The organism is Anaerofustis stercorihominis (assembly GCF_024623185.1).
Classification (GTDB): Bacteria; Bacillota; Clostridia; order Eubacteriales; family Anaerofustaceae; genus Anaerofustis.
The window spans coordinates 168,135-183,458 of sequence record NZ_JANJZK010000002.1 but is presented as its reverse complement, the minus strand read 5'-3'; the positions used below and the strand labels follow the sequence as shown (position 1 = coordinate 183,458).

General features: G+C 34.5%; 14 protein-coding genes and 1 riboswitch. Of the genes, 1 reads left to right on the top strand and 13 read right to left on the bottom strand.

Annotation, left to right across the window (positions count from 1 at the left end):
- Window positions 1-90 precede the first annotated feature (90 nt).
- From NSA01_RS02520 to NSA01_RS02500, 5 genes are all read right to left on the bottom strand, one after another.
- Complete coding sequence (locus tag NSA01_RS02520) at window positions 91-501, bottom strand: hypothetical protein (protein WP_257479939.1); 411 nt, start codon at window positions 499-501, stop codon at window positions 91-93.
- 347 nt (window positions 502-848) lie between these two features.
- Window positions 849-1,358 (bottom strand): flavodoxin domain-containing protein, encoded by a 510-nt coding sequence (locus NSA01_RS02515; protein ID WP_257479938.1) that lies wholly within the window; start codon window positions 1,356-1,358, stop codon window positions 849-851.
- Entirely contained in the window at window positions 1,351-1,800 is a 450-nt protein-coding gene (locus NSA01_RS02510) for a MarR family winged helix-turn-helix transcriptional regulator (RefSeq protein WP_257479937.1), read from the bottom strand. Before NSA01_RS02510 ends, NSA01_RS02515 begins: the two co-directional genes overlap by 8 nt.
- A 10-nt stretch (window positions 1,801-1,810) precedes the next feature.
- Window positions 1,811-2,203 (bottom strand): hypothetical protein, encoded by a 393-nt coding sequence (locus tag NSA01_RS02505; RefSeq protein WP_257479936.1) that lies wholly within the window; start codon window positions 2,201-2,203, stop codon window positions 1,811-1,813.
- A 184-nt stretch (window positions 2,204-2,387) separates the two neighbouring features.
- Entirely contained in the window at window positions 2,388-4,958 is a 2,571-nt protein-coding gene (locus NSA01_RS02500) for a heavy metal translocating P-type ATPase (RefSeq protein ID WP_257479935.1), read from the bottom strand.
- A 339-nt stretch (window positions 4,959-5,297) separates the two neighbouring features.
- Between NSA01_RS02500 and NSA01_RS02495 the strand changes: the two genes are divergently transcribed.
- Entirely contained in the window at window positions 5,298-5,840 is a 543-nt protein-coding gene (locus NSA01_RS02495) for a beta-class carbonic anhydrase (protein ID WP_257479934.1), read from the top strand.
- Window positions 5,841-5,952: 112 nt separating this feature from the next.
- Here the strand turns inward: NSA01_RS02495 and NSA01_RS02490 are convergent, their stop codons facing one another.
- From NSA01_RS02490 to NSA01_RS02455, 8 genes are all read right to left on the bottom strand, one after another.
- Window positions 5,953-6,543: a DNA-3-methyladenine glycosylase gene (locus tag NSA01_RS02490; protein WP_257479933.1), complete on the bottom strand. Its 591-nt coding sequence runs from the start codon at window positions 6,541-6,543 to the stop codon at window positions 5,953-5,955.
- 119 nt (window positions 6,544-6,662) lie between these two features.
- Window positions 6,663-7,079: a hypothetical protein gene (locus NSA01_RS02485; protein ID WP_257479932.1), complete on the bottom strand. Its 417-nt coding sequence runs from the start codon at window positions 7,077-7,079 to the stop codon at window positions 6,663-6,665.
- A gap of 153 nt (window positions 7,080-7,232) precedes the next feature.
- Entirely contained in the window at window positions 7,233-8,408 is a 1,176-nt protein-coding gene (locus NSA01_RS02480) for a phosphoribosylaminoimidazolecarboxamide formyltransferase (RefSeq protein WP_257479931.1), read from the bottom strand.
- A 38-nt stretch (window positions 8,409-8,446) separates the two neighbouring features.
- Window positions 8,447-8,530: riboswitch (ZMP/ZTP riboswitch) on the bottom strand.
- Window positions 8,531-8,877: 347 nt separating this feature from the next.
- Window positions 8,878-9,630 (bottom strand): N-acetyltransferase, encoded by a 753-nt coding sequence (locus NSA01_RS02475; RefSeq protein WP_257479930.1) that lies wholly within the window; start codon window positions 9,628-9,630, stop codon window positions 8,878-8,880.
- Between the two features lie 478 nt (window positions 9,631-10,108).
- Window positions 10,109-10,321: a cold-shock protein gene (locus NSA01_RS02470; RefSeq protein ID WP_257479929.1), complete on the bottom strand. Its 213-nt coding sequence runs from the start codon at window positions 10,319-10,321 to the stop codon at window positions 10,109-10,111.
- 284 nt (window positions 10,322-10,605) lie between these two features.
- Complete coding sequence (locus NSA01_RS02465; protein WP_306813829.1) at window positions 10,606-12,423, bottom strand: collagen-like protein; 1,818 nt, start codon at window positions 12,421-12,423, stop codon at window positions 10,606-10,608.
- 194 nt (window positions 12,424-12,617) lie between these two features.
- A complete protein-coding gene (locus tag NSA01_RS02460; protein ID WP_306813832.1) occupies window positions 12,618-13,673 on the bottom strand; it encodes a glycosyltransferase in 1,056 nt (351 codons plus the stop codon).
- A gap of 309 nt (window positions 13,674-13,982) precedes the next feature.
- Window positions 13,983-15,311, bottom strand: coding sequence for an MATE family efflux transporter (locus NSA01_RS02455; protein WP_257479942.1), 1,329 nt, complete (start codon window positions 15,309-15,311; stop codon window positions 13,983-13,985).
- Between the last annotated feature and the right edge of the window lie 13 nt (window positions 15,312-15,324).

The following is a 15,324-nucleotide window of genomic DNA, read 5'->3' as shown; positions in this document are numbered from 1 at the left end:
ATTCAAGCTTTAGCCCCCGAATAACATGAGCAAATTCCCTTATAGGGAGATTTGCTAGTTTCCTTATGTTTTATATTTGCAAAAAGCACGTTAAACGTCTTCCCCAAGCTTAACTTTCAGATCCCTTACATAAGTATCCTGCATTTTCTTTAAATTCATAAACAAATGAGATAATATTTCCATGACTTTACTTTTTATATAGATTTCTTCTATAAATGTTATTTCACATCCGCCGTCTTCGGTCTCTCTGAACTCACCGATCCATTTCCCTTTAAAGTTTTTATTCTCCATGTCGAATTTATATAAATGTGGTTTCTCTTTTGCTGTTATCTTAAAACTTGTGGAAAATCCATCTTTGGTATATTCGACAAAATTTTCTTTATCTAATATCTCTATCCTGTCTAAATCACTTCTCCAAGAAAAATCTTTGTTATTCGTCATGACATCCCACACTGTATTTATATCACTTTTAAATGCAGCCACTAATTCCGATCTTCTCATGTTCTCTCCCCTTTTATCAAATTAATGTATGATTTAACTTAATATAATACTACTTTTAAGCTCATACTTTGTCAATGTCAATAAAATAATATTTAAGATAATTTAATTATTTATCAACATATACAATAGAACTATATAATACTGATTACATTTAATTACAGAAATAATATATCTCCATAAAACTTATAAATATGATTTAATTAATTAAATATATTGTTGCTTACTAAGATATAACATATATATTTTAAAAGACTATTTTTTTAATCAATAACAAAAAAGAATTATTACCTCTTGTAATAATTCTTTTTATTGATAATTAGCTTTATTTTATATTATATATCACACCTTTAAATTTCTTTCACATAAGATATCAAATCTTTTATATTATCCTTATTTATAAATGAAACAGGCTTATCAAATGCAGCAAGCATTTCTTTATTCTCTTCGGGATTTTTCTTCAACATCTTTTTCATTATGTTCATCATCATTTTTTCCAAAAATGAAAGTTTGGAAATATCTAAAGCTCCTCTAAGATAAAAAATATTAACTTTTTTTAGTTCTTCTTGATTAAAATTGTTTTCTATATTATTCTTTATTTCTTCATTATATTCGCTGAAGCCTACAGGGCAGATAATTATATTATCAAATTTATTAAAACTATTTTTTATTGTATCTATCTTATTGATTTTTGAAGCATATACTCCCGATACAAAGATAATAGTATCGTAATCTTCTTTTTTAACGCAATTAAACTTAGCTATATCAACTGCTTTAACGTCAAGTTCAGTTCCTATCATATCGGCATATTCCTTTGAACTCCCGTGCTTTGAAGCGTAAAGCAAAATTACTTTATTCATATTTCATCTCCTCTATATTTTCACTCAACCTAAGAAATACTTCCACTACTTTTTTCAAATCCTCTTCTTTAGTACCTCTGAAAAGATCTCTCATAAATTCACTTTCCTTTTCTTTATAATCATTTTGAAGTTTTTCGCACTTGTCTGTCATTTTTATAAGGCTCCTTCTTTTGTCATTCTCATCCTGAACTATTTTAAGGTATCCTTTACTGATAAGTTTATTTACTATCTGCTTAACATTCTGATGAGAACTCCCAACCATATTCGCCACATCCGAAAGGCTTGGATACTCTTCCTTGAATGTATCTATAACCACCAGTACAAACCACTGCTTTACAGTTATCTCATCATAAAAACTATCTCCTATGACCTGAAGTTTATTGGATATCATAAAGAGTAAACCAAAAATCAAATGTTCGTTATCGTAATTTAGTAGTTTCATAATCATTTCCTTACTGCTTATTTTTAATTTTATATATCAATAGCGGAGACAATAATGTCACTATAACGACAAATGTCCATAAATTTCCTCCAGATATATTAAACATAGAAATAAAATCCATAAAATCCCCTCCGGATGAATAAATACTGAACAAATCAAATAAATTTGTCAGTAAAAACCACATAAAACCTACATAAAAAGCTTCTCCTGACGATTTTAATCCAAGTCTAGGCACAAATATTAATGAAATTATCATTATAACTAAAATTAGTATGATACCGCTCATTACAAGCCCTATCTTTTCTCCTAAATAAGGAATTAAAAGATATTCTCTTAGCCCCCCGTTCAAAAATGCAAATATAAAAATAAGTATCCAAATAAGTAATCCCTTTATAATTTTCATTGCTCACCTCAAATATGTAATATATTACTTAATATAAGTAATATATTACATATTTGCATATTTGTCAATAGAATAATTTATTATCTTTATAAAAGCTACTAATACCCATAAACCATTTAAAATAAAAAATCCCGAGGATACCCTCAAGGATTTTTTTATATATAATATAATAATACTATAAAACTTATTTTATTTTTACAACTTTGTATCCTGCATTTTTTATAACTTCTTTTAATATTTTATCCTCTACAGGCTTATCAAGAGCTATATAAGCGGATTTAGAATCCAAATCCACCTTATCGGCTTCTACCCCCTCTACTTCTTTAAGTGCTTTTTCAACCGCCGCAGTGCAGTGTGAACAAGTCATTCCTTTTATTACTATCTGCTTTTTATTATTCGCTTTATCATCTATAACCCCAGTATTATTTGTATTATCGTCCTTAACGGTTTTCTTACCATGTTCCACCTTGAAAAATTTAAGTCTTAAAGCATTGGTAACCACACAAACACTGCTAAGGCTCATTGCCGCCGCACCGAACATAGGGCTTAAGCTCCAGCCCAAAGTCGTATAGAATACACCTGCCGCCAAAGGGATACCTACACTGTTATAGAAAAATGCCCAAAACAGGTTTTCCTTTATATTTTTGATAACCGCCTTACTTAATTTAACCGCAGTCACAGCGTCCAGCAAGTCGCTTTTCATAAGTACGATATCCGCACTTTCTATCGCTACGTCTGTCCCCGCACCTATAGCGATACCCACATCTGCTCTGGCTAACGCCGGAGCGTCGTTTATGCCGTCACCTACCATTGCAACTTTCTTTCCGCTGTTTTGTATTTCAGATATTTTAGCTTCTTTATCATCGGGAAGTACTTCCGAAATAACTTTAGGGATCCCAAGCTTTCTTTGTATTGCCTTTGCAGTCCTTGCATTGTCTCCGGTAAGCATTACTACATCTATATTCATACTCTTAAATAAATCTATGGCTTCCTTGCTTGTTTCCTTTTCCACATCCGCTACGGCGATTATCCCTATTACATTCTTTTCATCGGAAAAAATCAAAGGAGTTTTTCCGTCGTCAGCCAAAGTATTTATAGTTTCTTCATATTTACTTATATCTACACCCTGCTCAGTCATAAGAGCTTTATTTCCGGCATAGTAAGTCTTATTATTTATTTTTGCTTTGACACCTTTACCGAATATGGCTTCAAAATCAGTAGTATCTATATCTTTGATACCTTTTTCATCGGCGTATTTTATTATTGCTTCTGCCAAAGGATGTTCGCTTGACTTCTCCAGCCCTTTTGCTATTTTTAACAGTTCATTTTCATCTAAGTCAGCATTGATTATGTCGGTTACTCTAGGTTCTCCTTTGGTTATGGTTCCAGTCTTATCCATTACCACGGTATCGATACTGTGAGCTATTTCAAGAGCTTCTCCGGATTTTATGAGTATACCATTCTCCGCTCCCTTCCCCGTACCTACCATTATGGCAACCGGAGTCGCAAGCCCAAGGGCGCAAGGACATGAAATAACAAGCACCGCTATACCTATGGAAAGTGCAAATTCAAAACTCTCACCCATAATTATCCAAACGGCAGCCGCAACTACCGCAATGGTAATCACGACGGGAACGAATATCCCCGAAATCTTATCAGCTATCTTTGCTATTGGCGCTTTTGAAGAACTGGCTTCTTCAACAAGTTTTATGATTTTATTAATCGTAGTATCTTCATTTACGTTTGTAGCCTCGAATTTAAAGTACCCCGACTTATTTATGGTAGCCCCGATAACTTTATCGCCCTTTGCCTTTTCAACGGGGATACTCTCCCCCGTTATCATAGATTCGTCTATTGAAGTAGAACCCGAAACTATAACTCCGTCAACGGGAATACTGCTTCCGGGCTTAACTATTACTATATCTCCTTTTATGACCTGCTCAGCAAGGACTTCCATTTCCTCTCCGTCCTTTTCAACTATTGCAGTCTTTGGAGCCAGGTTCATAAGCTTTGTGATAGCTTCGCTGGTCTTTCCCTTTGACCTGGTTTCAAGATATTTACCGAGAGTAATAAGAGTTAGTATCATACCCGCTGACTCAAAATACAGATCCATGCTGTACCTATCAACGATACTCATATCTCCATGTCCGAGACCAAACCCTATCCTGAATATAGCGAACACTCCGTACACAACAGCCGCAGAAGAGCCTATAGCTATAAGAGAATCCATGTTTGGGCTTAATTTGAATAAAGTCTTGAAACCTACTATATAGTACTTTCTGTTAACGTACATTATAGGGAGAACAAGCAGGAACTGAATAAAGGCAAAGGTTATCGCATTTTCATTACCGTGAAATAAAGTCATTATGAAATCAGGAGTCTTAAAGCCTAAAAATCCGTCAAACATATGATACATTGCTATATACATAAGAGGAATTAAGAATATAAGCGAAATGATAAATCTGTTTTTCATTGATTTTATTTCATCTTCGCTGTCCTTTTTGACACTGTCTTCCTTTTTATTTTGAGTAGTATTACTCCCGTCATGTACGCTTGCTCCGTACCCTGACTTCTGAACCGAAGAAATAATATCTCCGCTGGTCAGGACACTTTCGTCGTAAGACACATTCATACTGTTCGTAAGAAGGTTTACGCTTACGCTGTCAACACCTTCCACCTTTGATAAATCTTTTTCTATCCTTGACGAGCAGGCAGAGCAGCTCATGCCCGTTATATCATATTTTTCTTTTTTCATTTTCTGCTCCTTTTATTTAAAAATATAGATAGTTTTTAACATATGCTAATTATTATTTAACTAAAGTATACCATAATTCCCCATTGTGTCAATGGGAAATATTAATATCCTTTTATTTATTTTTGATTAATATAATTATATTATACTATTTATTACATATTTATTATATCATGTTAGCCAATGCATACAAATATTTTCTTATTATATCGTACAAAATTTAAAATATAATTTTTATAAACAATAAACATCAAAAATATTTTAATAAACCAATAAATGATATATAATATTACTTAAAAATAAAAAGAGGATAAAATATCCGACTTATATAAGAGGTATGAAATGAAAGAATTAATTGAATATAATAAAAAATTCGTAGAAGAAAAGATGTACGAAAAGCATATAACAAGCAAATATCCCGACAAGAAGATAGCTATACTTACTTGTATGGATACGAGGCTCACAACTCTTCTTCCCGAAGCTCTTGGGATAAAAAACGGAGACGTAAAAATAATCAAAAATGCGGGAGGAGTAGTATCTCACTTATTCGGAAGTGTGGTAAGAAGTATATTGGTAGCTATATATGAACTGGGTATCGAAGAAATTATGGTCATCGGACATACAGACTGCGGAGTTCAGAATATAAACAGCGATATGATGATTGAAAAGATGAAAGAGAGGGGTATCGAAGAAGAAAAAATCAATTTCATCCGTCACTGCGGTATCGATTTTGATTCATGGCTTGCAGGTTTTGAGTGCGTGGAAGAATCGGTAAAAGAATCCACGGAAATGTTAAGGACTCATCCCCTAATACCAAAGGATATAGTAATAAGAGGTTTTATAATGGATTCCGTTACGGGAGAGCTTTCAGAAGTTAATATTTAAGGGACTCCGTCCCTTATAAACCCTGCCCTTTTTTATCTTTAAAAAAGTGCCGGGGTTTTAGGGGTGGAACCCCTAATGTGGGTGTAAGGGGCGGCGCCCCTTAAGGAAAAATTTATTTTAAAAGAAGACTTCGGGCTTTTTCCCGAATAGTAAATCTCCAAAGCCTATCTTTATCTTCCCTGGCATAATCTATATTTATTCTTTTTGTTATATCAACATCTTCATCTTCTACGTCTATTCCCTCTTCAATATAAAGATTTGAATTACATAGGTCAATCCCGTACTGCTCTTTTGTTATTCCCATAGCCTGACAAAGTTTAGCGGGACCGTTGGTTAGATTACTCAGGTTATCGGTCTTTCGCCTTTCTTTCATCAAATCTATCCCATAAGTCGGCTGTATACCCCTTATCAAAACACCCTGAGGTTCACCTTCCGTTCCCGTTACGATATTTATGTTAAAATGCATCCCATATATAAAATAAACATATGCATATCCGCCTAATCCAAATTGTATCTCCGTCCTCTTTGTCCTTTTATATTTATAAGAATGACTTGCTTTATCTATCGCACCGTTGTAAGCTTCGGTCTCTACAATTATCCCTTTCGTTATACCCTCTTTCGTATCGTGGACAAAGGCTTTTCCAAGCAAGTCTCTTGCCACTTCAACACAGTCTCTTAAATAAAATTCTCTGTTTAGTTTCATTTTTACCTCTTCATTATATAGGTATTTTATCCTTAAAATAACTTTTAATCAATAAAAATAATCGGCACAAACCGATTATTCTATATCATATTTGATTGTTACTTACTTTTTAATAATATCTAATCTACCTCTAATTCAACTTTGCCGCTTACATTTTTTCCTTCAATTATCAACGTATAAATACCTTTGCTTCCAACTTCAAAGGTATACTCTCCTGTTTTATACAAATCAGCACTAAAGTGTTCAAGCCCGTTTTCCTTTTTTAAAGTAAACCTTAAAGATCCTTTATTTAAATTATAATCCACATTAATATCCGCATTATCATTTAAATTTAATATATATTCTTTCTTTCCTTTAAAATCATTTAATCTGATTTCAAGTTCGTTGTCATCCTGAACTGCCGTGATATTATCATCTTCTATGATATTCACATGATTTTTGTCATTTGATGAATTGGAACTATCATTGGCTCCGCACCCCGATAAGATACCGAGAGACATAAATGCACACATAAATATAATAATTACTTTCTTCATTATTCTCTCCTTTAAAAATACTATAAAGGGATTATATCACTTATCCTCTGCGACATGACAGTATTTAATTAATTTTTAATATTATAATTAAATAAAAAGACAGCCTGCCGAAGCCAGGCTGCCCCTTGGAAGTTTTTAGGAAATTATATTATATTAATGGTGGAACAATCTAGTTCCGATAAATGACATTACCAAGTCGTATTTATCACAAGTTTCGATAACATTATCGTCCCTTATTGAACCACCTGCTTCGGCTATATATTTGACCCCGCTCTTAAATGCTCTTTCTATATTGTCTCCAAAGGGGAAGAAAGCATCGGAACCGAGAGAAACATCTTTCATTTCTTTTAAGTATGCCTTCTTTTCTTCTATAGTGAGTACTTCAGGTTTATGAGAAAACACGTTTTCCCAACTGCCGTCTCTTAAAACATCATCGTGTTCTTCCGAAATATATACATCTATAGCATTATCTCTGTCCGCTCTTCTTATCCCCTCTTTGAAAGGAAGGTTTAATACTTTGTCATGGCTTCTTAAAAACCAAGTATCCGCTTTATTCCCCGCAAGTCTGGTGCAGTGTATCCTTGACTGCTGTCCGGCACCTATGCCTATCGCCTGTCCGTCTTTTACATAACATACTGAATTTGACTGAGTATACTTAAGAGTTATAAGCGCTATGATTAAGTCTCTCTTTGCATTCTCACTCATATCTTTATTCTTTGTAACTATATTCTTTAATATTTCTTCATCTATCTTGATATCATTCCTGCCCTGCTCAAATGTAACACCGAACACTTCTTTTGTTTCTAACTTTTGAGGTTCATAACTTTCATCTATTTGAATAATAAGGTAATTCCCCTTTTTCTTCTTCTTAAGTATTTCAAGGGCTTCTTTTGAATACGATGGTGCTATTATTCCGTCGGAAACTTCTTTTGATAAATACATCGCAGTGGCTTTATCACATTCATCGGATAATGCTGCAAAATCACCGTAAGAAGACATCCTGTCCGCTCCTCTGGCTCTTATATAAGCAGAAGAAATATCCGTTAGTTCGATATCATCATCTACAAAATACATTTTCTTAAGCTTTTCATCGAGAGGCATACCAACAGCGGTACCTGCCGGAGATACATGCTTAAAGGATGCGGCGGAAGCAATCCCCGTTGCTTCTTTCAATTCTTTTACCAGCTGATAGCTGTTAAATGCATCAAGCAAATTTATATATCCGGGTGTCCCGTTTAATACCGTTATAGGCAAATCTCCCTTTTTCATATACACTCTTGCAGGTTTTTGATTTGGGTTACATCCATACTTTAATTCTATTTCTTTCATAACTTACTCCTTTATAATCAAAAAAGCCCACCAATCCAGGCTCATGCCCAGACGGTCGGCTTATAATAATCATTATACTTCACGTGGTAAACTCCACTTTTCCGTCAGTCGTATAACTAATTAGAATATAACATTTTTTACTTATTTAGTCAATATCTTATAAATTTTTTAATAATAAAGATACCTCTTAACTGATTTAAACTTAAAGATAAGTATATTCAATAAGTCAAAATATAAATAAACCCTATATGTAATACGGATATATGCTATATTACATAATTATAATTGTTTATTTGTATCCTATTTGTACCTCATTATTAATATTAAACGACACATCTGATTAAGATAAAGTAATATAGCTGATTATCACTTAATAAATAAAATTTTTCCTTTTAGAAACTTGCTATATCATAAATGAAAATCATTTTATATAATATCAAATATTTGAATACCATAAACAAATCCAAATCTATTTTTTTAGTATCCTCTTTAAAGTATTTGAATCCGAAAGTAAGTTTACTGTTTCAAATTTTCCTTTATAAAACACAGCCCAATTATTGAATACACAAGGGAGTTCCTTTGCCTCATTTAGCGTATGCACTTCTATCAAAGACAAAGGAACATCATTTTCTTCACAATACTTTTTTACAAAATTTACTTTTTGCTCTATATATGGACACTGCATATCATAATAAATTGTCAGCTCTTTATGTTCGATTTTCTCTTTTTTTGCATTTTGAGCAAACTTTGGTTCTGTCCCGTCAAAAGAGAGTGCCAAAAGCTCATATCCGTTGTCAGTGGTATCCACAACTTCAAAACCGAACTTCTTTGCAAAGGACTGATCGGAAAGCCAGGACTTTTGCCTTTTTGAGCCAAGCATACATATACCGGATTTACCCTTTTCTTTTGCGTCATTTAAACAATACTCCATCAGCTCCCTGCCATACCCCTTACCTTTATATTCCCCAAGGACCCACAAGCAGTATATATAATAATAATTATCACCGACTATAGGGACCCAAGATAATTCAAGAGGCGCATATTCGATAAAAACAGTAGCTTTTTCATTTAATTTTCTAAAAACATGACCTTCTTTCAATCTATCGGAAAGCCATTTCCTCTTTGCATCAATGCCGGGATGAAATTTCCTTGTACGGATAATGCAGCATAAATGTTCATCGTAAAGATTATCTTCTGTTAAGTTTATAAAATCGCTGTTCATTCTTCCCTCACTTTATTTAGTTTATATTAATCATAATTTATATTTCTTATATTTCATTTTACTGTAATAATACATAAATCACAAGCAGAATAAACATTAATAGTTCAAAATCAAGTATAGACAAATTTCAGACTTTTCAGTCATTTGATAATTGGGATATAAAAGATAATAGATAAAAAATTACTATTTAATAAGAATAAGCAATAAATATAAACTTATGAAAATAAATTTATCTTATATAACCTCATCAACAGAAATGAACAATCAAATAACATTCTTCTAATTAAACAAATATAAAACAAAGTATTAATATTGTTAAAATATTTAATTCCATTTATTATGGATAGAACTTTCTTTTATATAACATAATTCTGATTTTCAAATAGTTTTAATGATTTAAATGGTTTTTAAAAAAAATATTTTTAAAAATTATAATAAAAAAAGCAGAACATTATGTTCTGCTTTAAAATCAAAGTTATTAGCAAGCTGCTACGTTAACAGCTCTGAATCTGCTTTTGTTTTTTGTATCAGCTTCAACGTCATAAGTTACTTTTTGTCCTTCGTTTAAGCTTTTGAAACCTTCACCTGTTATTGCACTGTAATGTACAAATACATCTTCTCCTGTTTCGTCGTTAGATATAAATCCATATCCTTTTTCTTGGTTAAACCATTTTACTGTACCATTGTTCATAATGATACCTCCTTAATATTATTTATAAATCCAAAACTGCACGAATTTTTATATAACTTAAGATTGTAATTTTAAGAACATACATCTGGTACAATTCTTTTACTGCTCTTATAGAAAATAAAAAAACATGATTACAAGCCACCTAAAAAATGACTCAAAACCATGTATCATTCTGTTTAGTGATTTAATATGTATTTAATATATCATAAAACAAATCAAAAGTAAAGCATTATTTGACCGCACTTAAAAATAAATGCGGTCAAAGTATATTTTAGTCTTTAAAACTATGCTATTTTGATTATTACCATTATTGAATTGGTTATTGTTACATTATTACTGTTATTTCTAAGTGAAACTGTGGCAGGTGTCGTACCTGCAACGTAGAACATTGAATTTGCACTTGCAAGCTCTGTATCTATATCGCTTTTTAAGCTTGCACTTGAATCTGCATTGTATATTGTTGTATTGTCTTGTACTACCGAGAATGAAACAGTATAAGGATATACTACTCCTGCTCCGCCTGCACTTGCTGTCAGATGATAATATACCTGATATAGTCCCGGTTCATTGATTATAAATTCAGGAGAACCGTCAGTATGAGAAAAACTATTTCCAACTAAAGTAGTAGTTCTTTCAAAACCTATCAAATCGGATGAGTTATAAGTTGAAGGGTTTTCATTAACCGCAGCAACAACTTCCTGCTGACCGCCTGCACCTGTTGGTCCTGTCGGACCGATTTCACCTTGAATACCCTGCGGACCTTCTGGTCCTGTTTCACCGGTAGGACCGGTCGGACCGATTTCACCCTGGATACCCTGCGGACCTTCTGGTCCTGTTTCACCGGTAGGACCGGTCGGACCGATTTCTCCTGCCAAACCTTGAACGCCATCTGCTCCAGTAGGACCAACTGCACCGTCTGCTCCTGTTGGACCCGTTGGTCCTGTTGCTCCGGTAGCTCCTGTTGCTCCCGTTGGTCCTGTTGGACCGATTTCACCTGCTAAACCTTGTGCTCCTTCTGCCCCTGTAGCTCCTGTGGCTCCTGTGGCTCCCGTAGGACCTGTTGGTCCGGTTGCTCCGGTTGGACCTATATCTCCAACTTCACCTTTTTCGCCCTTTTCACCTTCGATACCTTGATCACCGCTGTAACCTCTAGGACCTGTTGGTCCGGTTGGACCTGTAGCACCTGTGGCTCCTCTAGGTCCTGTTGGTCCGGTTGGACCTGTTATACCAATACCCGTGGCACCGGTTGCTCCTGTGGCACCAGTTACACCCGTAGGTCCAGTTGGACCTGTTATACCTGTAGCTCCGGTTACGCTGGCACCAGTTGCTCCTGTGGCACCGGTTGCTCCTCTTGGACCAACTTCACCTTGAGCTCCCTGACTTCCGGTAGCCCCTGTTGGTCCGGTTGCTCCCGCTGCACCTGTTGCTCCTGTTGGTCCCGTTGGACCTGTTATACCAATACCCGTGGCACCGGTCGGACCTGTTGGTCCTATCTCTCCTGCCAGACCTTGTGCCCCTGTTGAGCCTGTCGCACCTGTTGCACCGACAGAACCTGTTGCTCCTGTTGCGCCTGTTTCACCTCTTAGTCCCTGAGGTCCTTGTGGTCCCTGAGCACCCTGGATACCGGTAGGTCCTGTTGGACCAGTCACACCTGCCCCTGTAGGACCGGTTGGACCCGTAACTCCCTGAATACCCTGTGGACCTGTTGCTCCTGTAGCACCGGTCGCTCCTGTTCCTGATGGACCCGTTGGACCTTGTACACCTTGAGGTCCCTGAGGTCCTTGGACGCCTGTTGCACCCGTAGCTCCTCTAAAGCCTCTTGGTCCTTGTGGTCCGGGACTTCCTGTAGGACCCATAGGTCCGGGGCATCCTCTAGGTCCTCTCGGACCGGTTGGACCCGTCACACAGCATCCGGGATCCGGAGGTGGTGGAGGACAAGGACATCCCGGCTCGGGGTTACATCCGCAGTCATAATCATAATCGTTCGGATAGTAATCGTCGGGTTCCATATTACATGAATTTTCGCTTTCATGACAGCTATAATTTCTATTCATATCATTGTTTCTGCCTTCTAGAAAGCTGTCAAAATCAAAATCATACATTAAATTATATCACTCCTTAATTTACTTATATGAGAACATAAACTTATATAATATTAATATTACAAATACTTTTAATCTATTAGTTACAATATATAGTGAGCCTCAAAAATTATTTGAATTATTCTTTTAATTACTGTTATAAAACCATATATTTAACTTATTTATTATTGATCCATTCATATAAGAAAGTAAACTTACTTATTAAGTTTGTCTTTAAAATACTTTTTATTAAGTTTGTATTCCTTTGAAGCAGGTTTAAATAAGCCTGCTAATTCATTATATTCATTTGCGAGTTTTATGTTACCGATTTTGTCATAACATACACAAAGCTGTATCAAGGGAATATAATTGTAACAGTCCTCCAAAACAAATCCTCCGAGACTATCCTTTCTTTCACATGATAAAGCCCTGTTATACCAATATATAGCCTGGTTATATTTTGATTTGGACATAAAATAATAACCTAAATCACAGCATACCTCAGCTCTCGGAATATCATATTTAAAGCTTTTAAATAATGATTCTACCGCGAGTTCATCTTCCCCGACTTTATCATAACATTTATAAAGAAGCCTTGCCGCATCTATTTTATTTTCAAGAAAACCATCCTTTAAAGATAAAAATTTCTGAAACATCCCTATCGCTTCATGATATTTCTCATGATAATATAGCTCTCTGGAATAATAAAACAGCTCTCTCGGATTTAACTCTGCTCCTTCTTTAATCATCTTTTCGAATATCCTCAAATTCCTATCCGGGTCAGAAACTTTTAATTTTCTATGAGTTACGGCGATATTCGAATGAAGGGTGATACCGTATGGAGCTATAGCCTCATGCACCGCTCCCTTCCATAGATCTCTGTGAACGTTTTTAAGAAGTCTTTCTCTATAATAAGAAAATATAACATTCCCTTCACTGTCAAAAGAAGTGTTATATTTCATCATTACCACATCGGTGTTTTTATCCAATGTTTCTTTTAATTTAATAAATTCTTTCCTGTCTTTTTCTTCTATCACATCATCTGCATCAAGCCATAGGATAAAATCTTTATTGGCTTTGGAAAATGAAAAATTCCTTGCAAGGGAAAAATCATCCGTCCATTTAAAATCATATACCTTATCAGTATATTTATAAGCTATTTCCTTTGTCTTATCCTTTGAACCCGTGTCTACTATTATTATTTCATCGACGATGTTTTTCACACTATCCAAACATCTATCCAATACGTCTTCTTCGTTTTTTACTATCATACATAAACTTATTGTAATCACACTTATCCCCTCGTCTTTAAACAAATTTATATATAATATGAAAGAAAGAGTATTTTTGTGACTTAGCTGTATCAAGCAAACAAAGCTTTATATTTTAAAGAAATAAAAAGAATATAAACAAAAAGTAAAAAAAAATTTATTTTCCATAGTTTAAATACAAGAGTTTAATAATTTTTTTAATTATGTTCTTAATTTTATAGTGCTTCCTCTTATATTTATTTCTTACTAATTAAAATCAATAAAATAATAAAAAACACCCCAATAAGGAGTGTTTTATCATTTAAGTTTTTACAGATATTTCAAATCTCTGTGATATATCCTATATATAAAGTAAATACATAGACTTACACCGACTACTTCGGCTATCGGGAATGCCCACCATGTAGCATTTATCCCCCAAAGTTTGGATAGGATGAATGCAACGGGAAGAAGCACTACAAGCTGTCTTACGGCAGAAATTATAAGACTTGCTATACCATGTCCCAAAGCCTGACATACAGACATTATACAAATCGACACCCCGGCAATGAGATAGTGAATACCTATTATCCTAAGTGCGGGAACACCTATCTGCATCATTGTATCGGAAGCATTGAATATCATAAATAGTTTATCCGGAAGGAATTCAAATATCAAAAATCCTATAAACATTATAATGACCGCATAGACTATGCCGGTCTTTAAAGTCTTTGTAATCCTGTCTTTCTTTTTAGCTCCGTAATTATAAGATACTATAGGAACCATACCATTATTAAGTCCGAACACAGGCATGAATATAAAACTTTGAAGCTTGAAGTATACCCCAAACACCGCCGTTGCGGTAGATGAAAATGTTATAAGTATTTTATTCATTCCAAATGTCATTACGGAAGCAATGGAAGACATTATAATGGAAGGTACTCCTACGGCATATATCTTCTTTATTATATTAAGCGAAGGTCTGAACCCTTTTAAGTTTATATCTATTTCATGATTTTTATAATGGTTGAAAAATATCCCCGCAATTGCCGCAACTATCTGTCCTATAACTGTAGCGAGAGCTGCTCCTCCAACTCCCATTTTAGGAAAACCAAGTAATCCGAATATCATTATAGGGTCTAAGATAATATTTATAATGGCACCGAGACCTTGAGTATACATGTTATATATTGTCTTACCCGTAGACTGAAGAAGTCTTTCAAATGTTATTTGGAAGAAAACCCCAAATGACAAGATACAGCATACTCTTAGATAAGTAGTTCCCTGACTTACTATATCAGCTATATCCGTCTGTGTCCTAAAGAACATATTTGCTCCGAAAATACCAAATAACAAGAATACCAAGTAACTCATTAAAGCGAGAAAAATCGCATTCTTCGCAATCTTATTTGCGGTATCGTATTCTTTCTCCCCAAGGGATTTTGATAAAAAGGCATTGATACCTACCCCTGTACCTACAGCGACTGCTATCATAAGGTTTTGAATGGGAAAAGCAAGGGATACCGCCGTAAGTGCATTTTCACTTATCTGAGCCACAAACATACTGTCTACTATATTATATAAAGCCTGTATCAGCATCGATATCATCATAGGAAGAGACATCGAAAGTATCAATTTATTTATGGGCATTACACCCATTTTATTTTCTTTT